Origin of the sequence: Bacillus sp. UMB0728, assembly GCF_002858875.1 — a bacterium.
Lineage (GTDB): Bacteria > Bacillota > Bacilli > Bacillales > Cytobacillaceae > Bacillus_AB > Bacillus_AB infantis.
On the sequence record NZ_PKLA01000004.1, the window covers coordinates 617,515 to 643,241 of the forward strand.

Annotated in this window: 27 protein-coding genes; 5 read left to right on the forward strand and 22 right to left on the reverse strand. The window is 46.0% G+C overall.

Translation table 11 applies throughout. From position 1 onward, the window contains the following. Window positions 1–59: 59 nt before the first annotated feature. From CYJ37_RS18840 to CYJ37_RS18860, 5 genes are all read right to left on the reverse strand, one after another. On the reverse strand, window positions 60–464 hold the full coding sequence (locus CYJ37_RS18840) for a hypothetical protein (RefSeq protein WP_009795084.1): 405 nt from the start codon (window positions 462–464) through the stop codon (window positions 60–62). Window positions 465–849: 385 nt separating this feature from the next. Next, a complete protein-coding gene (locus CYJ37_RS18845; RefSeq protein WP_009795082.1) occupies window positions 850–1,044 on the reverse strand; it encodes a hypothetical protein in 195 nt (64 codons plus the stop codon). Between the two features lie 129 nt (window positions 1,045–1,173). Beyond that, the gene (gene trxB, locus CYJ37_RS18850) at window positions 1,174–2,133 is read right to left on the reverse strand and encodes a thioredoxin-disulfide reductase (protein WP_009795081.1); all 960 of its coding nucleotides are present in this window, start codon (window positions 2,131–2,133) and stop codon (window positions 1,174–1,176) included. Window positions 2,134–2,273: 140 nt separating this feature from the next. Continuing rightward, window positions 2,274–4,409, reverse strand: coding sequence for a heavy metal translocating P-type ATPase (locus tag CYJ37_RS18855; protein ID WP_101551049.1), 2,136 nt, complete (start codon window positions 4,407–4,409; stop codon window positions 2,274–2,276). After that, window positions 4,406–4,771, reverse strand: a complete 366-nt coding sequence (locus CYJ37_RS18860) for an ArsR/SmtB family transcription factor (protein WP_009795078.1) — start codon at window positions 4,769–4,771, stop codon at window positions 4,406–4,408. Before CYJ37_RS18860 ends, CYJ37_RS18855 begins: the two co-directional genes overlap by 4 nt. 228 nt (window positions 4,772–4,999) lie before the next feature. On the opposite strand from CYJ37_RS18860, the gene CYJ37_RS18865 reads away from it, so the two are divergent. Continuing rightward, complete coding sequence (locus CYJ37_RS18865; RefSeq protein ID WP_269147780.1) at window positions 5,000–5,491, forward strand: PCYCGC motif-containing (lipo)protein; 492 nt, start codon at window positions 5,000–5,002, stop codon at window positions 5,489–5,491. A gap of 304 nt (window positions 5,492–5,795) precedes the next feature. Here CYJ37_RS18865 and CYJ37_RS18875 read toward each other — a convergent pair whose 3' ends face one another. The 7 genes from CYJ37_RS18875 to CYJ37_RS18905 all read right to left on the reverse strand — a co-directional run bounded on the left by CYJ37_RS18875 (window position 5,796) and on the right by CYJ37_RS18905 (window position 12,516). Further along, on the reverse strand, window positions 5,796–6,914 hold the full coding sequence (locus CYJ37_RS18875; RefSeq protein ID WP_257964250.1) for an MFS transporter: 1,119 nt from the start codon (window positions 6,912–6,914) through the stop codon (window positions 5,796–5,798). 55 nt (window positions 6,915–6,969) lie between these two features. Continuing rightward, the gene (locus CYJ37_RS18880; RefSeq protein WP_094768348.1) at window positions 6,970–8,334 is read right to left on the reverse strand and encodes an NAD(P)-binding domain-containing protein; all 1,365 of its coding nucleotides are present in this window, start codon (window positions 8,332–8,334) and stop codon (window positions 6,970–6,972) included. Between the two features lie 27 nt (window positions 8,335–8,361). Further along, window positions 8,362–8,814, reverse strand: coding sequence for a MarR family winged helix-turn-helix transcriptional regulator (locus tag CYJ37_RS18885; protein WP_009795074.1), 453 nt, complete (start codon window positions 8,812–8,814; stop codon window positions 8,362–8,364). A gap of 12 nt (window positions 8,815–8,826) precedes the next feature. Continuing rightward, window positions 8,827–9,957 carry an NAD(P)-binding domain-containing protein gene (locus CYJ37_RS18890; RefSeq protein ID WP_101551050.1) on the reverse strand — a complete coding sequence of 377 codons (1,131 nt, stop codon included), beginning with the start codon at window positions 9,955–9,957 and terminating at the stop codon, window positions 8,827–8,829. 303 nt (window positions 9,958–10,260) lie between these two features. Beyond that, complete coding sequence (locus CYJ37_RS18895; protein ID WP_101551053.1) at window positions 10,261–10,557, reverse strand: hypothetical protein; 297 nt, start codon at window positions 10,555–10,557, stop codon at window positions 10,261–10,263. A gap of 125 nt (window positions 10,558–10,682) precedes the next feature. Then, the gene (locus CYJ37_RS18900; protein ID WP_009795070.1) at window positions 10,683–12,098 is read right to left on the reverse strand and encodes a SpoVR family protein; all 1,416 of its coding nucleotides are present in this window, start codon (window positions 12,096–12,098) and stop codon (window positions 10,683–10,685) included. Between the two features lie 97 nt (window positions 12,099–12,195). Beyond that, a complete protein-coding gene (locus tag CYJ37_RS18905) occupies window positions 12,196–12,516 on the reverse strand; it encodes a DUF3889 domain-containing protein (RefSeq protein WP_101551056.1) in 321 nt (106 codons plus the stop codon). Between the two features lie 211 nt (window positions 12,517–12,727). Between CYJ37_RS18905 and CYJ37_RS18910 the strand changes: the two genes are divergently transcribed. Next, a complete protein-coding gene (locus tag CYJ37_RS18910; protein WP_022543534.1) occupies window positions 12,728–12,976 on the forward strand; it encodes a YhdB family protein in 249 nt (82 codons plus the stop codon). A 32-nt stretch (window positions 12,977–13,008) separates the two neighbouring features. On the opposite strand, the gene CYJ37_RS18915 is transcribed toward CYJ37_RS18910, so the two are convergent. The 7 genes from CYJ37_RS18915 to CYJ37_RS18945 all read right to left on the reverse strand — a co-directional run bounded on the left by CYJ37_RS18915 (window position 13,009) and on the right by CYJ37_RS18945 (window position 20,983). After that, complete coding sequence (locus tag CYJ37_RS18915) at window positions 13,009–14,247, reverse strand: MFS transporter (RefSeq protein WP_101551058.1); 1,239 nt, start codon at window positions 14,245–14,247, stop codon at window positions 13,009–13,011. A gap of 9 nt (window positions 14,248–14,256) precedes the next feature. Next, on the reverse strand, window positions 14,257–14,787 hold the full coding sequence (locus CYJ37_RS18920) for an NADPH-dependent FMN reductase (RefSeq protein ID WP_009795066.1): 531 nt from the start codon (window positions 14,785–14,787) through the stop codon (window positions 14,257–14,259). A gap of 147 nt (window positions 14,788–14,934) precedes the next feature. Continuing rightward, window positions 14,935–15,570 carry a response regulator gene (locus tag CYJ37_RS18925; RefSeq protein ID WP_101551060.1) on the reverse strand — a complete coding sequence of 212 codons (636 nt, stop codon included), beginning with the start codon at window positions 15,568–15,570 and terminating at the stop codon, window positions 14,935–14,937. An 11-nt stretch (window positions 15,571–15,581) separates the two neighbouring features. Continuing rightward, the gene (locus tag CYJ37_RS18930; RefSeq protein WP_022543533.1) at window positions 15,582–16,700 is read right to left on the reverse strand and encodes a GAF domain-containing sensor histidine kinase; all 1,119 of its coding nucleotides are present in this window, start codon (window positions 16,698–16,700) and stop codon (window positions 15,582–15,584) included. 165 nt (window positions 16,701–16,865) lie between these two features. After that, the gene (locus CYJ37_RS18935; protein ID WP_101551156.1) at window positions 16,866–18,620 is read right to left on the reverse strand and encodes a phospho-sugar mutase; all 1,755 of its coding nucleotides are present in this window, start codon (window positions 18,618–18,620) and stop codon (window positions 16,866–16,868) included. A gap of 227 nt (window positions 18,621–18,847) precedes the next feature. Then, a complete protein-coding gene (locus CYJ37_RS18940; RefSeq protein WP_009795062.1) occupies window positions 18,848–20,386 on the reverse strand; it encodes a carbon-nitrogen hydrolase family protein in 1,539 nt (512 codons plus the stop codon). A gap of 48 nt (window positions 20,387–20,434) precedes the next feature. Then, a complete protein-coding gene (locus tag CYJ37_RS18945) occupies window positions 20,435–20,983 on the reverse strand; it encodes a hypothetical protein (protein ID WP_101551062.1) in 549 nt (182 codons plus the stop codon). A 236-nt stretch (window positions 20,984–21,219) separates the two neighbouring features. Between CYJ37_RS18945 and CYJ37_RS18950 the strand changes: the two genes are divergently transcribed. Continuing rightward, window positions 21,220–21,657: a disulfide oxidoreductase gene (locus CYJ37_RS18950; RefSeq protein WP_009795060.1), complete on the forward strand. Its 438-nt coding sequence runs from the start codon at window positions 21,220–21,222 to the stop codon at window positions 21,655–21,657. 1 nt (window position 21,658) lies between these two features. Beyond that, complete coding sequence (locus CYJ37_RS18955) at window positions 21,659–22,129, forward strand: thioredoxin family protein (RefSeq protein WP_009795059.1); 471 nt, start codon at window positions 21,659–21,661, stop codon at window positions 22,127–22,129. Between the two features lie 529 nt (window positions 22,130–22,658). On the opposite strand, the gene CYJ37_RS18960 is transcribed toward CYJ37_RS18955, so the two are convergent. After that, the gene (locus CYJ37_RS18960; protein ID WP_022543532.1) at window positions 22,659–23,057 is read right to left on the reverse strand and encodes a YhcU family protein; all 399 of its coding nucleotides are present in this window, start codon (window positions 23,055–23,057) and stop codon (window positions 22,659–22,661) included. A 335-nt stretch (window positions 23,058–23,392) separates the two neighbouring features. Between CYJ37_RS18960 and CYJ37_RS18965 the strand changes: the two genes are divergently transcribed. Further along, window positions 23,393–24,304, forward strand: a complete 912-nt coding sequence (locus CYJ37_RS18965) for an RluA family pseudouridine synthase (protein WP_101551064.1) — start codon at window positions 23,393–23,395, stop codon at window positions 24,302–24,304. Window positions 24,305–24,869: 565 nt separating this feature from the next. Here the strand turns inward: CYJ37_RS18965 and CYJ37_RS18970 are convergent. After that, window positions 24,870–25,127: a GlsB/YeaQ/YmgE family stress response membrane protein gene (locus CYJ37_RS18970; RefSeq protein WP_009795056.1), complete on the reverse strand. Its 258-nt coding sequence runs from the start codon at window positions 25,125–25,127 to the stop codon at window positions 24,870–24,872. Window positions 25,128–25,181: 54 nt separating this feature from the next. Beyond that, window positions 25,182–25,703: a YtxH domain-containing protein gene (locus CYJ37_RS18975; protein ID WP_009795055.1), complete on the reverse strand. Its 522-nt coding sequence runs from the start codon at window positions 25,701–25,703 to the stop codon at window positions 25,182–25,184. Window positions 25,704–25,727 lie beyond the last annotated feature (24 nt).

Here is a 25,727-nt window from a genome sequence, read left to right on the forward strand (position 1 = left end):
CGAAAAGGCTTCATATAAAAAAAGGCAGGAGAATGCATCAATGACGCATTTTCCTGCCTTTATACCCTTTCTTTATCTTTCTCGTAAACGGACTCCTGGAATTCCTTCCATTGCCTCAGCTGTTCAGAATACATACCAAACTCTTTTTTATTCCTGCAGTCCAGGGACTGATTGACTTTATAGCTCAAATGGTTCATCTTTAATGCCAGGTCAAAGAAAGAGCATATCTTTCCGGTTAAATAATAATCTTCTAAGTCAGATATAGACATATATACTTGCCGCTCTCCGTTAATATTGATTAAAAAGAACCATCCCAGAAGGTCAACATACTTTTTCTCACACGTTATGGCCAGAACATCGCCCTTTTTCAAATCGAGCGGTCCAGGCGCCTTAGCCGCACAGCATGCCCTGCAGACAGGATATTCATGCCTGAAAGCTTCCAATACCGCAAACTGATGATTCATATCAGTCCCTCCTATCAAAAATTTTAAGATATGTATTAAAGCGGGACTGCAGAGGGGGTTTGGCAGGTCAGTCCCGCTTTAAGTGATATTGATTCTCAATATCATTAAGTTTATTATAATTGATATTGATTCTCAATGTCAATTTGAAAATAGCATTTTTAAATTTTCATTTGATTAGCTTCCGGCAGAAAAGCCGCACCCCCAAAGGGATGCGGCTTCAATGGACCTGGCGGGATTTCAACCCGCAAAATGCACAATTTTTCACAGTAGTAAAAACCGGCTGCTCTTTGCATTGAGCTACAGGCACCATGCTATTATATTCACCAGTTTACAAAACTTTATACAAAAAAAGAATGCCGCGGCAATCGCGGCACCCCCTGGATGATTATTTTATAAAAAACAGAAGCCCGGAAAAAGGACGTTTTTTCTTGTCAGTCACTTTTATTCTGTCTGCCAGAATCTTTTCCTGGTTTTCCTCGATCCATCTTTTGACTTCCATCTTATTTTCGCATGTTGTATGATACATTTCACCGCTTTTTCCTGAAGCATTAATGACATATCTGCAGCTTGTATTTCCCATGCAAAACCACCCTAATAATGATTTTTCACTCATTATAGCAGGTTCATAAAATAACGCATCCATCTTTTATCCTGCCTTTTCCCTGTTGATTTATAGCTGGTTTCCCAGCATTTTTAAAGGCAAAATCTTCTACTGGCCCTGGTTGAGGGTTTCGCTCCAATCAAGGATGGCGTCACCTTCCAGATATCTTTCGGCGTCAAGGGCCGCCATGCAGCCGGTTCCTGCAGCTGTGATGGCCTGCCTGTACCTTTTATCCTGGACATCGCCGCAGGCAAACACACCTTTGATATTGGTCTCTGTCGTGCCAGGCTTTACAGTGATATAGCCAGACTCATCCAGGTCGATCTGGCTGCCGAGGAATCCTGTGTTGGGCCTGTGGCCGATGGCAACAAAAATGCCGTCTGTTTCCAGGACTTCTTCCTCTCCGGTTTCATTATTCAGCACTTTAAGGCCGGTCACCTTATCAGATTCTGATAGGACCTCTACAGGAGTCCTGTTCAGTTTCCAGCTGATTTTCTGATTTTCCCTGGCCCTGTCCTGCATAATCTTTGAAGCCCTCAGCTCATCTCTGCGGTGGACAATGGTTACATTGTCAGCAAATTTAGTAAGGAAGTTGGCTTCTTCCATGGCAGAGTCCCCGCCGCCGATGATCAGGACCTTTTTCCCGCGGAAAAAGAACCCATCACAAGTGGCACAGGTGCTGACTCCCTTGCCTATATTGTCTTTCTCGCCGGGAATGTTTAAAAGCTTGGCAGAGGCGCCGGTTGAAAGAATGACTGATTCTGCTTCTATTTCTCCAATACCGTCTGCCTTCATCCTGAACGGCTTTTTTGAAAAATCTGCTTCTGTCACCCATCCTCTCTTAAAGACCGCACCAAAGCGTTCAGCCTGCTTTCTCATATTATCCATCAGCTCAGGACCCATGATTCCATCGGTGAAGCCCGGGAAGTTCTCGACCTCTGTCGTCAGTGTCAGCTGTCCTCCAGGCTGATCGCCCTCAATGATTACCGGATTCATATTGGCACGGGCCAAATAGATTGCTGCAGTCAGGCCGGCAGGTCCAGTTCCAAGAATTACTACCTTTTCCATTATGATCAACCTCCAATAACAGTTTCTATTGTTCCGTACCCTTTTCATCCTTATTTATAACAGGCACCTGCAACTGGCCACTTGACACTTCCCTGTAAAAAAGGAAGCTTCCCTCATGACTTGGGAAGCTTCCTGCAGATCTATTTGTCCCTTATTCTTAAAAGCCGCAGCCCATTCAGCGTGACAATCAATGTTGCGCCCATATCAGCAAAGATGGCAATCCATAAAGTAAGCCAGCCGGGAATGACGAGCAGCAGGGCCACAAGCTTAATGCCCAGCGAGAATGTAATGTTCTGCTTGATGATCGTCATTGCTTTTCTGCTCAGCTTAACCGTAAAAGGCAGCTTCCCGAGGTCATCAGCCATCAGTGCAATATCAGCCGTTTCAAGAGCTGTATCCGTACCAGCGCCTCCCATGGCAATCCCAACTGTTGAAGCAGCCAGTGCAGGTGCATCATTCACACCGTCTCCCACCATGCCGGCACGTTTATATTTCTCCCGCAAGTCTTTGATATAGGAAAGTTTGTCTGCAGGCAGCAATTCGGCTTTGATGTCGGTTACCCCCGCTTGGACTCCAATGGCTTTTGCCGTTCCAAGATTATCACCTGTCAGCATAATAGTTTTCTCAATTCCTAATGCATGAAGCTTTTGAATGACATCCCTGCTATTTTCCCTCAGCACATCTGCAACAGCAATCACTCCCATTATTCCAGCAGGAGTTCCTGCTGCCATCACTGTCTTGCCCTGGTTTTGCAGGTCCAGTATCACCGTTCTTAATTCTTCAGGAATTCCATTCTGCAGTACTTCATCAAAAAGATTTGGACTGCCGACATAGCAGGTTTCACCACCTATCTTGCCTTTAATTCCTTTTCCCGTGATGGAGGCAAAGTCCTCCACTTCAATGTTTTGATAGTCCAGCCCTTCCTGCTCCGCTTTTTTCATGATGGCTGATGCCAATGGATGCCGGGAGCCGTTCTCAAGGGCAGCCACAGCAGAAAGCAGCTGTTTGGAGTCAGTCCCTGGAGAAGGGATAAAATCTGTAACAGCGGGACTCCCTTTTGTGAGGGTCCCTGTTTTATCGAATGCCAGGGCTTTTATGCCCCCCATCTCCTCCAGATGGATTCCGCCTTTGATCAGTACTCCATTTTTAGCAGCATTGCCAATCGCCGTCACAATGGCAACCGGAGTTGAAATGACCAGGGCACACGGACAGCCAACCACCAGCACTGCCAACCCCTGGTAGATCCATTCGCTCCAATCAGCACCAAAAAATAGAGGCGGAACAACTGCCGCACCGAATGCCACCACTATAATAATTGGTGTGTAGTACTTGGCAAATCTGTCGACAAATGCCTGTGAAGGGGCTCTTTCGGCCTGGGCTTCTTCAACAAGATGAATGATTTTGGCAATTGTTGTATCTTCTACGCGCTTGGTCACCTTAATTTCAAGGACACCTTCTTCATTTATCGTCCCAGCGAATACTTCATCTCCCTTTGTTTTTGACACAGGGACAGATTCACCCGTAATGGCAGCTTGATTAACAGAAGATAAGCCTTTATCCACTGTTCCATCCATCGCAATTTTCTGGCCTGGCTTTACTATCATGATATCGCCAAGCTGGATATCCTCCACCTCAACCATCAGTTCCTGATTTCCCCTGCGGATCAGCGCTTCCCTAGGGGATATATCCATCAGCGTCCGGATCGACTGGCGTGCTTTATCCATTGAATAGGTTTCCAGGGCCTCACTGATGGCAAATAATATGACAACAGTGGCCCCTTCCCCCCATTCACCTATAAATGCTGCACCAATGACCGCTATGGTCATCAGCGTCCTCATATCAAACTGGAGGCGGAAAAGGTTTTTTAAGCCTGTAATAAAAAGACGGCAGCCGCCGATTGCTATTGAAGCTGCGTACGCCAGGGCAGAGAACAAACTTTCCTCGCCGTTCATGTGTCCAGCTGCCCAGCCGATAATCAGCAGGACGAAGGAAGCTATAACATAAGAATGCTTTTGCCAAAAAGGCTCTTTCTTTTCTTCAAACCGCTGATTCTCAGGGATGATCCGCAGGTTTTCAAAGGCACCGGCCTTTTCCAGTTCCTTAATCGTGGCGTCTCCGTATACAGTCAGTTTTGAAGCGCCAAAGTTTACATTTGCATTAGAAACACCATCCAGGTGTTTTACGTTCTTTTCGAACTTAGCTGCACAGCCTGCTCAGGAAAAGCCCTGCACTCTATAGACCGTTTTATCAATAGATTTCCCCAAAGACTCACTCATTGGCCGGCCACCTCCTTTTGATGTTCGAAGGCAATCCGTATCAGCTGCTTCACATGCTCATCATCCAGGGAATAATAAACGAGCTTGCCTTCTTTGCGGTATTTTGCCAAACCAAGATTGCGCAGCAGGCGCAAGTGGTGGGAGGCTGTAGCAGTCGTACTGCCGACAATATTGGCCACATCACATACGCACAGCTCCTGTTCATGGCAAAGGGAAAGAGCAATCTTGACCCTGGTATCATCGGACAGCGCTTTGAATATTTGCGCAACTGCCTGTGTATTTTCTTTTTCAATGCTTTTCTTTATACGTTTAACTTTTACTTCATCCACACATTTTACTTCACAAATGTCATTCTGCTTCATAGCTTCACCTCAACATTCAAACATGTATTTGATTATTAGTTTATGCAATTATTGGCAAACGGTCAAATAATTGTTTGAATGTTCCGGGAAAATTTCTGTGAAGTATGTGTCTATTTTTTGAAAAAGCAAAAATCCTTTCTGACATTTGTTCAATAAGGATTGTTTCATTGAGAGGTTTTTTTGTATGCTAGCATAGTAAAAGAAGATTTAAAGAGAGAGGGAGGTTCGATGAAGAGATCTATTTTTCCGATTCTTGCTGCTATTACGCTTGCGGCAGGATGTTCTTCTGCAGAGGAGGATTCCTCACATGCAGGCCATTCAGATGAACATAAGGATCAGGGTGCTCCAGAATTAACTTATACCCTGGGAAGCAATGATTGGGCGGCCGTGACCACTTACACAGACAGCCCGGAAATACTGGAAGCTTATCAGTTTGCAGTCGAGCATCCCGAGGTACTTAATTATATGCCATGCTATTGCGGCTGCTACGAGGAAGATGGCCACGAAAGCAATACCAATTGCTTTGTTGACAGTGTCAGCGGCAGCACCGTTTCCCTTGATACAATGGGCTTTGGCTGAGGGGTCTGTGTAGACATAGCCCGTGAGGCTAAATCAGAGTTTAATAAAGGGACACCTCTTAAGGATATCCGTACAATGATCGATGAGAAATATAAAGGGACAGGGATTGAATCAACTCCTACCCCAATGCCTGAAGTGTAAAAGCTTTGGCGGCAAAGGAAAAGCACACATCTGAAACTGCAGATGTGTGCTTTCTATTTTTGAATTTTAACAGGAGCTGCCTTCATTTTCACATTTCTTACTTAAGCCAAGACCTGCGCTTGACTCAAACGCCAGTTTCGCTGAACCGCTTGATGCGATCTCCTATCTCATCACGCACATGCTTACCTACCTTTCGTTAACCTGCCTCAATTGGCACAGGATAATTCTGTGGGTTTAAAAAATTTCCACATAAAGATGATTAGCAGCATGATGCCTGAAGCCAGCCAAAAAACATTTGCCATTCCTATTGCTTTTCTAACGAATATCCAGAGATTGGCCCTACAGCTGCTCCCAGATCAATTACGATTGTATAAGATGTCATAAAAAAGACTTTCCCTGAAGACTTAGAACAATATTGAGACATAAGTGTATCCATCACGGTAATAAGACTTGAAGAGGTCAGCAGATGCAAAAGTAAAAAAGGCAGCCATACTGCAATCGGCAGATGCAGGGGAATCACCGCCAGAAGAATCGCAGCCACACCTAAAAATGACAGCAGTATCTTGTGTTTTTCATCTGTTCTGTCCAATGCAGATCCTACTTTTGACACGACGAAAGGAGCAATTCCCCATCTGATTGCCTGCATAATGCCAGCTAAAGCAGCTGCCCCTATGGCCAGCCCATGGATATTGACTTGATCTGAGTATTGAATTTCAATCAAATGGCTTAAGCTTGCTGTCAGCATCCCATCAAGAAGCATCATCACCAGGAAGGCTGTCAGAAAAATCCTGATTAATTCTGGTTCCTTAAGCAGCTTCACATTTTCATATATGGTTGGTCCTGTTTGTTTTGGCGTATTTGTATGCAGAGCCTCAGGAAGAAATAGATGCAGGAAAGGAAGAATGATGAAAACAGAAAACCCTAATATCATACTGATGGCTGACATCCCGAACAAATCAGCAAACAGACCCCCTAGAAGCATGCCGAACAGGCTTCCGAGCCTGTACAGCCCGTTATACAACCCCATGAGCTGGCCCCGATTGCTGTCCGCTGCCAGCTGTAATATCAATAAATAAGCTCCAATCTTAAATATGGACCAGCAGAACCCCCAGATTGACCGAAGAAGAATCCACAATTCAAAATCTTTCACCACACCATATCCTAAGGTCGTGATGCCGCTAAAAATAACAGCTATGTACATCGCATTTCGAAATGTGACCTTTTTAAAGAAAAAACCAATGAGCGGATTCAGCGGCAGTCTCACAAAGCGGTTAACAGAAAGTAATACGCCGACCTGGATCAAAGATGAAAGCCCCGCTTCTTTCCAATGGACCGGCAAAACAATATAAAGCATAGAATCACCAGCCATACAGATTGCGGTCAAAAGGGCCATGCCTATTATAGTCTGCCTGTCAGTCTGCATTCTGCCCTCCCCTTTCAAAAGGACCAGTCATGTTTGGCTGGTCCTTTGTGCTGACTTATAAATTTTTTAATTCCAGCGAAGCGACAACGGCAGGTCCGCAGCAAGATTCCTGGCCGGCGCTCGCAGCCATGGTGTCAGACACACAGCAGCTTGATTGGATATTCGTGCTGCACACCCCTGTCTCGGGCAGCTCAAGCTGCACTTCTTTTGCGCCTTCTTTATCGCCGGTTAGATACGCTACTATGGAACGGACCTGTTCATAGCCTGTCGCAAGCAGGAAAGTCGGGGCCCTGCCATAGCTCTTCATGCCTGCAATATAGAAGTCCTTCTCAGGCTGGCGCAGTTCCTTTTCCCCATGCGGCCGGACGGTCCCGCAGCTATGGATATTCGGATCTATCAGCGGTGCAAGTTCCCCGGCACTTTCTACTGCAGCATCCAGCTGCAGCCTCACTTCATGCAGGAATGCTGTATCCGGCCGGAACCCCGTGCCTGCCACAATTTCATCAATATCCCCAATGGACATCTCTTCTCCATTCAGTTCTCCGATTAAGGCTAGTTTACCGTTGACTGATTGGACCTTGCTGATATGAAACGGAGTTAAAACCTCCACAGCCCCAGACTCCACAAGCTGCTGAATTCTGATACCGAGTTCTCCGCGGGCAGGCAGCCCATCGTTTTCCTGCCCGCCATACACTTCAGCTATATGCTTTTTTCGAAGTATCCAGTGAATAGCTGTATCAGGATATTCTTCTTTAAGCCTCGCCAGTTCAAGGAGGCCGTTAATGGCAGAATGGCCGCTGCCCACCACTGCAATGGTTTTATTTTTATATTTGCTTCCCTGCTTTTGAATATCAGGGATACCATAATGAATGCGGTCTCTCAGCGTTCTTTCTGACTTCGTCCAGATTCCATTCGATAATATAGGATTGGGATTAGTCCATGTACCTGAGCAGTCAATTACGGCTCTCGCTTCGAATAATTCTGTGGAATCTTCAACATCCACATAGATTTGAAATGGAGCGCTGTCCCTCTTTCCCGTTTTGAGTTTATCGTGTGCTTTTCTTGCGATACCGGTGACTTTTGCTTGTAATAAAATGTTTTTCTTTATGGCCGGAAGGCTGCTTAAAGGAAGCAGATACCGCTCGATAAGCTCCTTGCCTGCAGGCAGCTCTTGATCATCCGGAGCTTCCCATCCTGATGCCTCCAGCAATTCCTTCGCTGCTGCATCCACATTGTACTGCCAGGGGGAGAACATTCTGACATGGCTCCATTCCTTTATGCTGGAACCCGCACCATCACCGGATTCAAATAATATAAATGGCTCTTCTTTTTTCACTAAATGGGCTGCTGCTGCAAGACCGACCGGACCTCCTCCAATAATCGCAACAGGCAATTGCCCCTCATTAACCCTCTTCATCATATGTCCTCCTCTATTTAAGCAAAATTTTTAACAGCCTTTATTGTCTTTCCTGTCTCCGCAGCATACCGGGGATTCTGTCATGACATTCGCCAGAAGGCGGACGGATCGCTGGACAATATCCCGCTCAAAATCATTCATACGGGCAAAGACATCTTCCAGATAGGTATTCACCTGCTCATCAATGCCATCTGCAACCTTCTTTCCTGAGTCTGTCAATGAAAGGATGCTCGCCCTTTTATCTTCTTTGGATGGAAGCTTTTCAACCAGCCCCATTTTGCTTAATGTCTGAATCTGCCTCGAAAAAGTGGCAATTTCCACACCCAGAAGATCAGCGACATACTGCATGGACGGATTATGATTGACGCTTATTTCATAAAGGATATGGCTTTGAATCGCGGATACATCTATTCCATCTACAGAACAGCACACTTTGTTCAGCAGTCCAAAGCTTCTGGTAATGGATTGAAATGATTCTCTCATGCTAGTCCCTCCCTATATCAATGCAATCTTTTTTTTCTTCGTTTCCGTGATGCCGGAAATGATGGAGCAAGCTGTTTTTCTAAGGCCTAATATAAATCTGAATGTCGGACCATGACTATGGGATGAAAGGGGACCTGCAAAATAAAGTCCAGGTATATTCGATTCAAATGACTCACTCAATCTTGGGAACTGGGAAAAACCTTGTTCCCTGTCAATTTGCTCACGCAATTCGGCATTGATAAAATAGGCTTTGTCTAAATCGATATGAAACCCTGAAGCTGACAGGAGATGGTCCGCCAGCTTTTCTGTCCCATCAGACAACTTTAACAGCAACTGGCCATCCTGTTCTTTTATCTGTTGAATTTGTACATTTGCCCTTTGGGGAACGATTCCGTCGACATATGGTTTTAAGAAATGGGCAATACTCCCTGGCGACTGGCCCCATTCTTCTTTCTTTTCATCATCAGTGAGATGGAAGAATACATTACCCAGATCCCTCAGTTCTATCTCAGCTTCTCTGCTTCCGGCATAATTAGGTGATGCGGCTCTGTACACCAGCTCCACCTCTGCTCCCTCACGCTTTAATAGACCGGCTGCTTCCCATGCACTCTGTCCACTTCCGAGCACGATAACCTTTTTATCCTTAAAAGCGGAGAAGTCTGTGTATCCGGAAGTATGGGAAACCAGCTTCGGGGAAAAATTTTTAACCATTTCCGGCAAGTATTTATAATGTTCAACTCCCGTTGCAACAACTACATTTCTGGCAAAATGCTTTTCGCCTGAATCTGAAACAACTTCATAGATGCCTTCCTTAAAGGAAACATGAGTGATTAATTGAGGAGTAAATATGATTCCTGCTTTCTCCGCAAACCAGCTGGCATATTGTGTAAAAATCGTACGCGGAAGAGGAGTCACAAGCTGTATCCCTGTTTCCGCTGCAAATTGATGTACTGTCCACTTATCCTCAGGATCAGAAAAACTCACAAAATCATGCGGGGTTCGGATAAACATATCCTGCGGCATTTGATTTTTCCAAAAATCCATAGGATATCCAAAAATTTTATAAGAAAGACCATTTCCCAATGCATGGGCAGCAAGTGAAATTCCATAAGGCCCAGAACCAATAATGATGACATCCAACATAATAACCTCTCCTTAGTTTACAAAATTGAGTAAATTTATGTATAAATAAAGTTCTTATAATTAATTTATAATACTTTTAGTTGAAATTTACAAGTAATTTTAAAAAAAAAAAAAAAAGAAGCCAGCAGGCCCTGATGTATTTAGCAGCCAATTGCTCTCATATCTTTTTAATAAACGGGCAGTATGAGAGGAAATGAGTGATGGAACTTATAGAAGCTTTTTTTCGTTTTGTTGGATTTTTGCAATATGCTTTCCTCTTCCTTATGGAGGGCCAGAAAAAAAGAAATGACATGCAGAAGGATTTCACTTGAAAAAATCAAGCAACTTCATCCACCATGGATCATCAAATTGACCATCAGATACCTGATGAAAACCGCTGAAGATCCCCAAATGTGTGATACCCTGTTCATGGTGGACATTTGGCGTATAAAAAGAGAAAAAAAGAAAATTCGTTCTCTCTGCTTTAACGATTGCCGGAGGCGGTTCTCCAGTTTGCTTCTCACTAAATTCCAGATAGTCCTGTTTTGAAGGATTGGTCAGGATGAATAAAATGGCCAGTAGAACTGCAGCTCCAAAAATAGATAAGCTCCTATTCCTCATGGATCTGTACCTCCATTTTTCTTCTTAGAAGCACATTTCGTTTAATTTCCCTGTAAATCCTTTTTTTTTTAACGGATTTTGCCCAAAAGAAAGGGAAGCCGAACGGCTCCCCGTTTTTTTTATCCCTACAAATACTTCCTGTGTATCCCTTTCCCGTCATAGGTAAACAGCATCTGCTTGCCCTCAACGATCGTTTCGAGATTGACGCTGCGCCCCCAGAGCTGATGAACATAAGGAAGGACTTTCTCAAGGTACTTCAGATCCAGTTCAATTCCTTCAAATCCGTGCTTTAAGTACAGCTCCCCGTTTTTCAGATAGTCTCCGTCTGCGACTGTTAAGTATGGGAACCCTCCATTGACCCTCATGCTGACAAGCTGATCCCTTACCTCTTCCCAGCCTTTGTCGACGATCTTATAATCCTTCCCCTGCTTCTGAAACAGATACATATCCTCCCGCATGACAAGATCCTTTGTCAGGTAATTGCGCAGGAAGGAGATATCTGATTCGACTTCGCGCACTTCAAACATCTTCTCCCTGCCGGATCCGCTTTGGACGCCGCGCTTTTTCATTTCCTCTGAAGGATTGTCATAGCGGTCTTCAATATCCTCGAAAATTTTCAGGCCAAGATAATACGGATTGATATTAGTCCTCGAAGGCTGTACCACCCCTGCGTTAAGCTTCGCAAATTCAATGGATTCATCGCTGGTCAGATCCATCTCGCGGAGGATCCTCTGGTGCCAGAAGGATGCCCAGCCTTCGTTCATGATCTTCGTTTCCAGCTGCGGCCAGAAATACAGCATTTCCTCGCGCATCATCGTCAGTATATCCCGCTGCCAGTCTGTAAGCTCCCGGCTGTATGATTCAATAAACAGCAGGAGGTCCTTTTCAGGCTGCGGGGGAATTTTCTTCAGCTTCTTTTTCTTCTCAGGCTTCTTTTTGCTTCTGCTGTCCAGATTCCAGAGATCATCGTAAGGAGTCGCAGCCGGTGCTTCCTCTTCTTCATATTCAAAGTCTTCCGCGCTCCAGGCAAGCTTCGGCCGCATCAGGCTTGGATCAATATGCTCCTCGATGGCTAGCACAGCATCCAGGAAGGTTTCCACCTCATGCTTCCCATGCTCGATTTCATACTGGCGGATCCTTTCTGCTGTTGCAGACATGCTCTCCACCATGTCCCTTTTTGTATTCTGGAAACGGATATTGTTCTTGAAAAAGTCGCAGTGGGCCAGGACGTGGGCCACAATCAGTTTATTCTGGATAAGCGAATTCGAGTCAAGCAGAAACGCGTAGCAGGGATCTGAATTGATGACAAGCTCATATATTTTTGATAGGCCAAGGTCATAATGAAGCTTCATCTTATAAAACTGCTTGCCAAAGCTCCAGTGGGAAAATCGTGTGGGCATCCCGTAGGCGCCAAATGTATAAATGATATCGGCAGGGCATATTTCATACCGCATCGGATAAAAATCCAAGCCGAAACCCGTGGCAATCTCGGTTATTTCCTGTATGGCATGCTCAAGGCCTTTGCGGTCGGTGTCTCTCATCATCTCTCCTCCTTCATCTTCTTATCTCAATTTATGAGAGAAGGACGGGATTGATGAATCAATAAAAAGGGACTCTGCATCCTGAGTCCCTTAGTGCCTACTTTTTCTCTTCCACCGACAAGCTGATCAATTTATCATTGACAGTGTCATGCGACACCCTTACGACAACTGTCTTTGTTTTCTGTCCTTCTTTTACCTGAAAATCGAACAGATCTGCTGCCGTATTCTCTGATAATGCCTGGCGCCCCTGGTACTGGTAGTCGACGACTTCTTCCCCGGGATAATCCTCTTTGATCACGAAAGTCGCTATGCGGCCGAATTTTTCATAATCAGGCTTCTGCACAGCCAGGGCTGCCGGAGAAGCAAGTGCTGATAATAAGAATCCAAAAAGCAGCATAGAAAGAAAATGTTTTTTCATTTTTCAATCCTCCATCTTTTTCATTAGCTTTCTTCAGAACTGCAGACTTTATGCATGGTCATTTACTGCAGAGAAGTATCCTGCACTGCTTGTTCTATACAGGTAAAAGATGAAAGACGCGCTGTATCAGGAAGACCAAGATTTGCTGAGAGAAATCTGTACTGAAGGGCGCAAACTAATATCATCTCCTCAACATAGGAGGGTGAGCCAGATGAATAAAGTCGATTATGACCGGGCGTTATACTACACACACCGTTCAGAATGGGATAATCTCCTGATATTAATGGTCCGAACCCAGGACCAGTTCCTTTCCAAGAAAATTGAGCATTTCCTGCATGCGTATAACTTTGAAAAAGACTATTCCATGATCGAAAAGCATTTGTATTCTTTGCTGAGATATATCGATCATGCAAATGAAATTTCAGAGGACAGCCTGTTCAAGGAGCCTTTGTCAATATAACCAAAAGAATTCCACCAAAAAAACACGGTCAATCAGGCCGTGTTTTCCTTTGCTTCCCCTATTGTTTTCTCCTGCTGTCCTTCCTGGAGCAGCTTTCCTGCAATAACAGCTGCTGCGAAGGAAAAAATAAGCAGGAAGGATAGAATATAAAAACTGAAAGCTATGCTGGGGGCTCCTGACAGCCCGGTAAAAACAAGCAGCAGCAGCGTCCGGATTAAAAGCCCCATGGACCGGAAAAGGCTGTCTGTCCTGCCGATCAGATGATTCGGCACCCTTTCCATCATCAGTGCATTCCTGGCCACTCTTGTTCCAGCATTGCCAAAGGCAAGGAAGATCGCTAAGGACAAGAAGACAGGAACATCTTTTATAAAAACAATGACCGAAATGGCTGCTGTATAGGCACCGATCGTCAGAATCATCGACCTTTCATTGCCCCACCGGGAAGCGATGGCCGGAACAGCGAGTCCGGCCAATGCGGCTCCTATCCCATAAATCATGCTTTGGGTTCCATATACCGAAGCATCAGCCTGCAGAATATCCGCGATATAAACAGGGAACAGATAATTGGTCACCATGACGCCAATAAAAGGCATCATTGAAGCAAAAAGGAAGACAAACAGCACCGGACTTGCTTTAAGAAACAGCAGACCGCCTCCAGCTTTCACTTTCCCCTGCTGTTTAACAGAATTTTCTCCTGAGGTATAAGGAATCAGCCAAAACAGCCCAAATGCTCCCAGATAGGTCAAAGCATCAATCAGCAGCAGCCGCTCCAGAGGGACAGTGGATATGATGGCCGCTGCAAGCGCCCCCGCTGCCACGCTTGAAAGCTGGCCCTGAATCTCCATGGCGCCATTGAGCCTTCTATAGTGGGAAGGGTCGAAAATTTCCTGGTTGAATGCAAAGATGGCGGGATAAAACAATGTATAATAAAGGCTTCCAGCCCCGTACAGAATGATTAGATGAACTGTTTCATAATCGAGTCCAAAATAGCCGGCTGCGGAAAAAGCAGCGATTATGATAAAGCCTGCTCCTTCCCCGAACAAAAGTATCCTTTTGCGGGAAAAGCGGTCAATCAGCTGGCCAAAAAACGGTGTTACAGCAAAATTGATGATGGTCATGGCTATGGCCGCATAACCGAAAACCTTCCCGCCGTTTTCACCGGATGCAAGCAGCCAGGGAATCGCAATCATGGTAATCCCAGACCCGATGGAAGACAGAATATTGGCAGCAACAATAAAGCAGAAGCGACGATCGCGGTACAATCCATTCATGCTTTTTCCTTACTTGCCTTTCATCTGGACATAGCCATTTACATAAAGTTTCAGTTCATCCATCAGCTGATCGACGAGAGCTGCCGGCTCCTCGTTCAGCCCGTCATTATCGTAATCAAAGCAGTGAGGATCAAGCACAAGCTGTTTTGGGATCACATTTGCATAGACCCCTCTTCCAACAGTCCTCATATTATTCAGGGCATTAATGCCCCCTTTTCCTCCGCCGGATACAGCGAGCAGTGCAACCGGCTTATGTGCGAACTGATCACTGCTCAGAAAATCAAGGGCGTTTTTCAGCACGCCGCTCATGGCGCTGTGGTATTCAGGCGAAGCAAGAACGATCCCGTCTGCCTCTGCAGCCCTCTGGCGCAGCTCCTTTACAGCCGTCAGCTCGTACTGGTGCTGCTCCCCGCTGTAAAGGGGAATCTCACCCAGGCTTAAATCAATCAGGTCTGCTCCGTACTTTTTCGCAATATACCGGGCAGCGATTCCTGTTCTGCCCTTTTTTCGTGGACTTCCGCTAAATACTGCAATTTTCATGCTAGTTCTCTCTCCTTTTCTGTAGCTTCTCTATGTTCTTATTATAGGGAGAGACTGCACCGCGGAAATCGTCGCTTTGTTTTAATGTTACATACACATTTAGTCTAACTGAAAATTCAGGCACCTACAACTTTGGATGGAGCCGTATTAAACAAGCTTCTCCCTCACAGCCAGCAGTGCTGCCTGCGTCCGGTCCGAGATCTCGAGCTTTGACAGCAGATTGGATACATGTGTCTTGACCGTTTTCTCTGTGATAAAAAGGGAGGCAGCGATTTCTTTGTTGCTTTTCCCTTTCGCTATCTCCTTCAATACATCGAGTTCCCTTTTTGTCAGTTCATCTATGGGGCTTTTCTTCTTATCCTTATTGGACAGATGTGACAGCAGGTGGGAGGTTGCCTTTGGATGCAGCTGATTTTCCCCTTGCGTAACCTGGACGATCGCCCTGACAAGCTCATCCGGTTCAATATCCTTCAGCTGGTATCCGGAAGCCCCTGCCTCAAGTGCCGGAATGACATGGTCCTGATCGGAAAAGCTGGTTAGCATCAGAACCTTTGTTTCCGGGTATTTCTGTTTGATCATTCTTGTTGCCTCTATCCCATTCATATTCGGCATATCCAGGTCCATGAGGACTATATCCGGCTTTAGTCTCCCTGTCTGCTCGACTGCCTCCAGCCCGTCCTTTGCCTCCCCGGCAATTTCAATCTCCTTCTGCGTCTTAAGGAAAAAAATCAGACCCCTTCTGACAACATGGTGGTCATCAGCCACCAGCACGCGCACTTTCATCATAATCCCCCTTAAATTGGTATGCTAATCTGTATTTCTGTCCCTTTGCCTGGCGCAGTTTTGATAGAGAAACTGCCGCTAAGCATTTCTGTCCTTGCCTTCATACTGTTCAGTCCCATAGTAGGCAGGCCTTTTCCTTTATGATAGTAGAATCCGCAGCCTGCATCCTTTATGATCATTGTGACTCTGCTGCTGTCTTTCTCCACAAAAAGCCGCACCATATCCTTGCCTGAGTGCTTCTTGCAGTTTCCGAAGGCTTCCTGCCCCATTCTCCACAATGCTTCTTCAATTTTCCCCGGGAGGGCAATGATTCCTTTTACTTCTGCCTCTACCTGTAGGCCGAGCATCTGGCCATAATTCTTCAGGGCGCTGACAAGCCCGTTCTCAAGGCCGCGCGGGCGAAGCTGCCAGATCAGTGCCCTCATCTCGCTGAGCGCCTCCTGGGCAAGATCTTGTATGTAAGAAAATGTTTCCTTCACTTCAGCCCCTTCGGCCATTTCCATCCCGCCCCTTGCCGTTAAATTCACAGAAAACAGCAGCTGATTGACAGAGTCATGCAAGTCTCTTGCAAGCCTGTTCCTCTCAGCCGTAAGAGCCAATTCCTGCTCCCTCTGGGTCAGGGCAATCCGTTTAAGGGCCGTGCCTATTTGAAACGCAACTGATTCCAACAATGCCAGCTCCCCATCAGAGAATCTGGTTTTATGAGGGGAGCCGATATTAAGAATGCCGAACCTCTCTTCCCCTGCCCTCAAGGGGACACTGGCATGGTGGGTCAGCCCATTCGTATCTCCGCGCCCCTCTTCAATCGCTTCTTCAATCCGCTTGCAGCCGATAATATTGGTCGCCTTATTCAGCTTGCCATTATTGAATCTGTCAACGCACCAGCAGCCTCCCTGGCACATTGGCGCATAGTGATTTAAGGACAAGGCCTGCGGAAGCCGCTCTTTTGCGGCAAGATGATATCCTCCTTCCCCATCAATCAGAAAGATCCAGCCTGTTTCCAGATTTGTCACTTCAAGCAGCTTCTTCAGCACTTCCGGCAAAACTGACTTTATATCCGTCCCCTCATTGAGAAGCTCTGCGATTCCTTTTAATATTTTCACTTCAGAAAGCCGGTCTTCCATGGTCATAGTCGTGCCTCCCATTTTTACTCTCTTTATTATAAAGCTTTGTGAACAGTTCGGCCTTCGCATTTTGGATGAGGAGCGTCTGCGGCTAAAGTTGCAGCTTCTTTATTAAAAATGCGCAGAAGAAAAGGCGGATTCTGCTCTGCAGAACGGCCGCCTTTTCTTTGGTCAGGCCTTCTTGGCCTCTTCAAGCTTTTTCATTTTTTCATCAATCAGATTCATGAACTCGTTTTCAAGCTTTGCCAGCTTTTCCCTGCTCTCTTCCAGTCCTGTGCTGTTGACTCCGAAATAGAATTTGATCTTCGGCTCTGTTCCGGAAGGACGCAGGCAGATCCATGAACCGTCCTCAAAAAGATACTTGATGACATTGGACTTCGGCAGGCCGATTGGTTCTTCCTCGCCTGTGGCCGGCTTTGCAAGGCCTGTCAGATAATCCTCCATCCTCAGGACCTTCCATTCACCCAGGCTTTCAATCGGATCTCTTCGGAAGGAAGCCAGCGTTTCCTGGATCAGCTCGGCCCCCTGCTTCCCTTTAAGGGTGAGAGATCTGAGCCCTTCCAGATAATAGCCATATTCCTTGTAGATAGCCATCAGTGCATCGTACAGCGACATACCCTTTTTCTTGTAGAAAGCGCATGCTTCTGTCGCCAGAAGGGCAGCCTGGACGGCATCTTTATCACGGGCAAAATCGCCGATCAGATAGCCATAGCTCTCTTCGTAGCCGAACAGGAATTTGTAGCTGTTTTCTTTATAGAAAGCATTGATTTTCTCAGCGATGAATTTAAAGCCCGTAAGCACATCCATGACCTCTACATCATGGGACTCGGCAATTTTTGCACCCAGTTCCGATGTAACAATCGTTTTCAGCATCGCTCCATTGGAAGGAAGCGTTCCCTTTGCTTTCTTCTCGTTCAGAATATAGTGAAGCAGAATGGCGCCGGTCTGATTCCCGGTCAGAACGGTATATTCCCCTCTGTCATCCTTGACTGCGATTCCAAGCCTGTCTGCGTCAGGATCTGTTGCGATCAGAAGATCTGCCCCAACCTCATTGCCGAGCTTGATTGCGAGTTCAAATGCGGCATGCTCTTCCGGGTTCGGGCTTTTGACAGTTGAGAAGCCCGGGTCTGGAACAGCCTGCTCCTCAACCGTATAAACATGCCTGTAATCCATTGCTGCCAGTATGTCCTGCACTGGCTTACCGGCGGTGCCATGCAGCGGGGTAAATACTACTTTTATGTCTGTTTCACTGCCGAGGGCCGGATTTTCAGAAATGGTTTTGAGCTTTTCCTGATAAGCCTGGTCCACTTCCTCCCCGATCATCGTAATGAGCCCCTGCTCCAGCAGAGTTTCTTCTTCAGCCGCCTCTATCAGCAGCTCATTTTCAATTTCATTGACTTTTTCTATGACGATGTCTGCGCTTTCAGGAGGCAGCTGTGCGCCATCCTCGCCGTATACCTTATAGCCATTATATTCAGGCGGGTTATGGCTTGCGGTGATCACAACACCGGCAAATGCCTGCAGATAGCGGACCGCAAAGGATAACTCAGGCGTTGGCCTCAAACCATTGAATACATAAGCACGGATTCCGCGCGTTGCCAGCGTTTTAGCCGTCTCCATTGCAAATTCCTTTGACATATAGCGCGAATCGTACGCGATTGCCGCGCCTCTTTTTTTAGCTTCTGCCCCGTATGTTTCAATATAGGCAGCAAGTCCGGCTGCTGCCTTCCTGACCGTATAGATGTTCATTCTGTTCGTGCCGGGGCCGATTTCTCCCCTCATGCCGCCTGTGCCGAATTCCAGATCTTTATAGAAGGCATCCTCCATCCTGCTGTCATCCAAGCGAAGCTCTGCCAGCTCCTGCTGCAGGCTGCTGTCCATATTTGCATATCCAAGCCATTTTTCCGCTTTTTGTTTCCAGTCCATCTCTTTACCTCCCGGCTGCCTCTCAACAGGCTGATTGCAGTAAAGCATCTGGCGCTCGTTCTGCTTATGTGTTATGTACTTGTTCATCCCTTCACAGGGACTGTTTATTTTATACATTCTGCTGCGGCCCGCGAATTTCCTCCTGAAACCTTTCGAGCTTTCACGACAATTTTCCGCAATTATATTATATAGAAAAAGGCCTGCCAGTGAAAGGCAGGCTGCTGATGTTATTTTTTGTAATGAATCTTATAGATATCATGGCGCCGGTCCTTCAGCTGGCGGACTGTCCCGTCCTGGCGCTGGCGCCTGAGGATTTCAAGGTCCACATCCCCGATCAGCACCATTTCGATATTGGGATTGGTCTCTCCGACGATGCCATCCCTTGCAAACTCAAAGTCTGACGGCGCAAAAATGCCTGACTGCGCATATTGGATATCCATATTCTCCGTTTGCGGCAAGTTCCCGACCGTTCCCGAAATGACCGTATAGATTTGATTTTCGACCGCTCTTGCCTGTGCACAGTACTTGACACGCAGATAGCCTTGGCGGTCTTCTGTACAAAACGGGGTAAAAATAATCTTTGCGCCTTTATCTGCTGCGATCCTGGCAAGCTCAGGGAATTCAATATCATAGCAGATCTGGATCGCAATCCTTCCGCAGTCTGTATCGAATACCTTCACTTCATCCCCGCGGCTGATCCCCCACCATTTACGCTCATTCGGGGTGATATGGAGCTTATATTGCTTTTCAATCGTGCCATCTCTCCGGAAAAGATAGGCAATATTGTAGATTTCATCATCATCCTCTTTGACGAAATGGGAGCCGCCGATGATATTGACATTATATCTGACAGCCAGATCGGTAAACAGCTCGATATATTCTTCTGTGTACTCTGTAACCCTCCGCACTGCAAGGCTGGGTGACTTTTCATCAAGGAATGACATCAGCTGCGTGGTGAATATCTCAGGGAAAACCGCAAAATCGGCCCCTGCATCTGAGGCGACGTCTGTAAAATATTCCACCTGGTTTGCAAAATCATCAAATGAACTGATTTGCCTCATCATGTACTGAACCACACAAATCCTTACTGGATAGCTTGTTTTATAGAATCTTTTCGTTGTTGGCAGGTAGTCGACATTATTCCATTCCATCAGGGTCGCATATTTGTTGGACTGGACATCATCCGGCAGATAATTAGGATTGATCCGCATGAGAGTGAACTCATTCAGGAGCTGGAATGAGAGGACCGGATCATAAATTTTATGGCGGGATACCTCGCTTACATACTCGCGCGGGCTCATTTCCCCGGCATATTTATGATAGTTCGGGATCCTGCCGCCAATGATGATGCTTTTCAGGTTCATCTGCCGCACCAGTTCTTTCCGTGCCTCATACAGGCGGTAGCCGATTTTCATGCGCCGGAAATCCGGGTGCACCATTACTTCAATGCCGTATAAATTATACCCATCCTGATTATGGTTCGTAATATAGCCATTATCCGTCACATCGCTCCACGAATGCCTGTCATCATATTCATCGAAATTGATGATCAGGCTGGAACAGGACCCGATGATATCGCCATCATATTCTGCGACAAACTGGCCCTCCGGGAAGACTTCCAGATGGCTCTCCAGATGCTCCCGCTTCCACGGATCCATCCCGGGAAAGCATAGCTCCTGCAGGGCTATGATTTTATCAATATCTTCAGCCCTTGTATTGCGTATGATCATTTTCTTCTCAAATTTACTCAAATCCAATTTTGACATACTGTCTGCATCTCCTCTTATTCGCGCTGCATGTTAATGGCATTTACACTATGAGGGCCTTTTCTCCCAAGGCTCCGTCACGCCCGCTGTGAATAAGGAGGCTTTCAGGCTGATTGCCTTCAGCACCCCCTCAGAAATTTCCTCATGGGTAAGCCATCTGGCCTTTTCCCCTTCAAAACGGAATCCAAGAATAATCCTCATCCACTTGAGAGAGGAAGTTTCCAGGCCTTTGAAAGGCTCCCTCGAAGCATGGCTGCCTTTAATCTCATACAGCTCTGTAAACTTGTCATCTTTCGCTATGTACTGCAAAAGCCACTGGAAGCTGTCCGAAGCATCGCTTCTCATCCAAACGGCGGCCAAATCGAACGTCCCCCGGTCCAGAACAGCTTGGATCAAGCCTTCCTGGAACTGGACGGGACTGTAATAGTCTGCTTGTATAAAAGATACGTCTCCAGGTACAGAAATTTCTTCCATCATTTTTAAAAAATGGTCATGGCTTCTGCCCATTGCACTGACATGGAATCCTTCTTTGCAGAGCGATTCAATCACTCTTTTTAACATACCCGTTCCGCCAATGACTAACGCATGTTTTTTCATATTAATACTCCTTTTACAGATAGGATAATATTAGGACTGATGCTCGCCCCTGTATCAATGGTAGAATGAAAGAAGGAATTTCCGGCTGCCGTTAACAGCTTATGCCTGCACATCTTCACTCATGCTGTCCTGAACACTGCAAAAATGTGAAGATTAGGTGTCTTTAATTCAAGGGAATTTACAAGTCCGGAGAATCTCTTTATAATTTCACCATAAACCAATTAAAGGAGAAGCATATGGATAAGCCAAAACAAGATCCGAGGGAAAACCTTTTATTCCTTTCCTGGGCAGCCTCCATCCTGGCGATGTTCGGAAGCCTCTATTTTTCTGAAGTCCGCCATTATGAGCCCTGCGCACTCTGCTGGTACCAGCGCATCGCCATGTACCCCCTCGCCGTCATACTCGGGATCGCTGTGATTAAAAAAGACTTTAAAATCAGCTTTTATACAATGATCCTCTCCGCTGCCGGTGCATGCATATCTATTTATCATTATTCTATACAGAAGGTCTCATTCCTTGGCGAAAATGCCCTTTCCTGCGGCAGGGTCCCATGCACAGGGCAATATATCAACTGGCTGGGATTCATTACGATTCCCCTGCTTGCGCTTACAGCTTTTATCATTATCTTTATAACAAGCTTGATCATCTGGAAAAAAACAAAGGAGGCAGTGTGATTTGAAGAAAGTCATTATATTTTTAGTTATAATCATAGCACTATTTGCAGGTGTGGCAGTGCTCACCAGTATGCAGAATAAAGAAAAGGTATCCGGCAATAACCCATACGGAACAGAGAATCTGAAGTCTGAAACAATCGACCAGCTCGATGATCCGAACTACCAGAACATTATTCTCCCGGATGAACTGGAGAAAAAGCTTGAAGCAGGAGAAGACGCAACCGTCTACTTCTTCAGCCCTACATGCCCGCACTGCCAAAGGACAACCCCTGTTGTCGCCCCGCTGGCAGATGAAATGGGAGTCGACCTTGTACAATTCAACCTGTGGGAATTCGAAAACGGCTGGGACAACTACAACATAAACGAAACACCAACAATCGTCCAATACAAAGACGGCAAAGAAACAAACAGAATCACAGGCTCACAAGACAAAGAAGTATTCGAAGAATGGTTTAACGAGAATTCTAAATAAGAAAAAACGGGAAGGATCGCTCCTTCCCGTTTTTACGTTGTATATCAAAAAGACCTTAAAATTTTTTGTTAATAAACAAGCCCCTACTCGTAACATCGCAGGTTAATCCGGCCGGAATGTCTGCAGTTACAGACATTCCCGAATCAGAGCTGCATTACGGAAGGAGCTGGTTGTTATGCAGGATGTCCAACAATTAGCGGGTTTATACCTCTTAAGACTTTATTTATCTAGTGCTCCTGAAAAAGAGATTGAAACGAATCTTTAGTCCCGATTATTGGTTTTGCAGAAATGTACCAAAGTTTAAAAAGACCTGGTGGTTGGAGTGGAGGGCACGCAGACTCCTGCGGGAAATAGCGGCAAAGCTGAGACCCCGCAGGAGCTTGCTCTGAGGAGGCTGAGCGCCGCCCCACGGAAAGCGAAGTGCCCGGAACGGAAACCAACAGCTCCATATTAAATAAAACACTATAAAAAAACAGGAAGAAGCACCCCCGCTCCTTCCCGTTCTTCAACTCACTACTTCTGCCCCATTTTAAACCAAAAGCTCATTCGCCGCTTTCGTATACACACTAAACATATCACCCTTCAGCTCTTTTGCATCAATAAAAGAGCTGAAGCCGAAAGGAAAGAATAATCCGAAATCTTTCAGGATATGTACATTCTTCTGAAAGATGCCCTCATATCGGTTTTCCGGATCAGAAGATTCCAGGATAGAAATCAGCGTCTGCAGGCTGGCGATCACCTGAAATGCTTCCTTCAAAGTCCCGAAATATTCAAAATGCCTGGTAGAAGTATGCAGCACCTTCAGCTTTTCAAACTCTTTAATATCCTCATCTGAAAAATAAGCAGGAAAAATAGATGTATAAAAATAATCTACCAGTTCCCTGATCCTCTCTTCCTGGTTAGGAGTCGATGCAAAAACTACTTTCACTGAAAACCCACCTTTGTAATCCTTGTAATCATTTCGTAACATATAATCCTAGAATAACATATCAGCCGAATCTCTAAGGGTGGTAATTATACCCATAGAGACGGCATTTTTTTACATAGCCTAGGAAATCGCGAATAAAGAAACCGCTTTTTTTACATAAAAATATGTCTTTTGGCTTACCCGCTTACAATTATACAATATTGGAGCATACTGGGGAGATATGAATCGGCTGCCGGCATCCATTGCATGGAAACATTTTTCATGTATGATTTATATGTGAATTAACGGCTTACTATTATAGGAAAATACTGGCTGAAGGAGGGCTTTGTATCATTATGAAGAAAAAAGGTGAATGGTTTGAAATTATAATCCCCAGCCACTGGGAGGGCATGACGCTTGAGGAGCTTCTCCGCAGCCGCTGGAAGGCCCCTAAAAAGCAAATCCATTTGATGAGAATGGAAAAAAGCATATTAGTGGACGGCTCAGCTCCTGCCTGGACATCACCGCTTATTGAAGGCAGCAGGCTGGGGCTAAAGCTTTTTGCTGAAGAAGATTTCGGCGTAAAGCCTGCATACCATGAAATTGACGTGCTGTATGAGGATGATCATATGCTGATTCTCAACAAGCCTGCCGGCATGGATACTCACCCCAATGAGCCGATGCAGGAAGACACGCTTGCCAACGCAGCTGCCTTTCATCTCCTGGCCAAAGGGGAGTACCGCCAGGTCAAGCACATCCACCGCCTTGATAAAGATACAACCGGTGCTGTATTGTTCGCCAAGCATGCACTTGCAGGAGGCATGCTTGATCAGCTTCTTAAGGAAAGAAAAATCAAGCGGACCTATATCGCCATGGCGGACGGGGTCATTAAACAAAAAAAAGGGGTGATCCGCAAGCCTATTGGGCGGGACAGGCATCACCCTACAAGAAGGCGGGTTTCCCCAGGCGGTCAGGATGCGGTCACTCATTATGAAGTTGCTGCAATATTTCCAAGAGAGCAGCAGACCCTTGTATCCTGCCGGCTGGAAACAGGAAGGACCCATCAGATCAGGGTCCACTTCAGTGATATGGGCCACCCATTGACCGGGGACAGATTGTATGGCGGCAGCCCGGCCTTTCCGCGGCAGGCCCTTCATGCTGCCAAGCTGGAGGTTCCGCATCCCTTTACAGAGGAAGCAGTGGTCTGTTACGCACCTGTAACTGACTGCCCGGAAATGTTCAGAGGCTTTCAGCCGGAGGAGCTTTAAATCTTTCTGCAGAAGCAAATGAAGGATTCATGCTGAGCCACCTGAGACCCTCTTTACTGCAAAAAGCCTTACAGAGGGTTCTAGTCCAGCTGACTAAGACCCTCTTTACTGCAAAAAGCCTTACAGAGGGTTCTAGTCCAGCTGACTAAGACCCTCTGGACTTTTAAAAGCCACACAGAGGGCTCTAGTCCAGCTGACTAAGACCCTCTGGACTCTTAATAGCCACACAGAGGGCTCTAGTCCAGCTGACTAAGGCCCTCTAGACTCTTAATTGCCTTACAGAGGGTTCTAGTCCAGCTGACTAAGGCCCTCTAGACTCTTAATTGCCTTACAGAGGGCTCTAGTCCAGCTGACTAAGACCCTCTGAACTCTTAATATCCCTGCAGAGGGTTCCTGTCATGCCGACTATCACCCTCCATCCCCTAAAACTCAAACAGATGACTCCAGCTGAATAAACTCAGACCCTCTATCCACCTAAAAAACCAAACAAAAGATTCCACTACACCCTAGTGAAACAAATAGATAATCAAACACAAAAAAGCCCCTAAAAAGGGGCTTTCTTGTATTAGTCTGCTTTACGCATACCTTTCATGATCAAGCTTAGTACAAATACCAGAACAACAGCACCGATAATGGCAGGGATAATAGCAAAGTCAGCTACGACAGGACCCCAGTCGCCAAGAATCAATGTACCTAACCAAGCTCCAACGAAACCTGCGATAATATTACCGATTACGCCGCCCGGAATGTCTCTTCCTACGATCATGCCGGCAATCCACCCGATGATTCCACCAATAATTAATGCCCAAAGAAAACTTAACATAATTTCTCACTCCTAATTAGTTTTTTGTTTTGCAGAATTAAGTTTATAAAAGCATCAGCTGTTGCCAGCTGGCTCTAACAGATTGACTGGCGCAAAGCCTTCTTCATCTCCGGCCTTTACCGCCACTTTTACACGGACCGGATCACGGTCCAGCACTTCAAGTTCGGTTCCTTTTTCTACAAGCAGCGCATCCTTTTCTTCTTCCAGCTGTTTGATTCCATCATAATCATTGATCTGGATGAAATCGTAGAGACTGTCATAGGCTTCTGGGGTCGCAGCGAGGTAAAAATCCTCCTCCGCTTTAACAGTATCCCCTTTTTCGACCATTTCTTGCTTAACAGTTTCTTTGCCTTCCTCTAATGCACCTTTAATCTTATCAATCGTATCAGGCGCATTTTCTTTAACATCATCAGCAGCCTCTTCGGTCTTCTCTTTGGCAGATTGAGCAACTTCCTCAGCTGACTGTTCCAGTTCATCAGCCGCCTGATTCAGTTCCTGCTCAGCTTCCTGCCCGTTGCTGCAGCCTATAAGAAATATTAAGATGGCAATAATCGGTACCGAATAGAGTTTTTTCAATCATCACCCTCCTTTTCGGTTTGT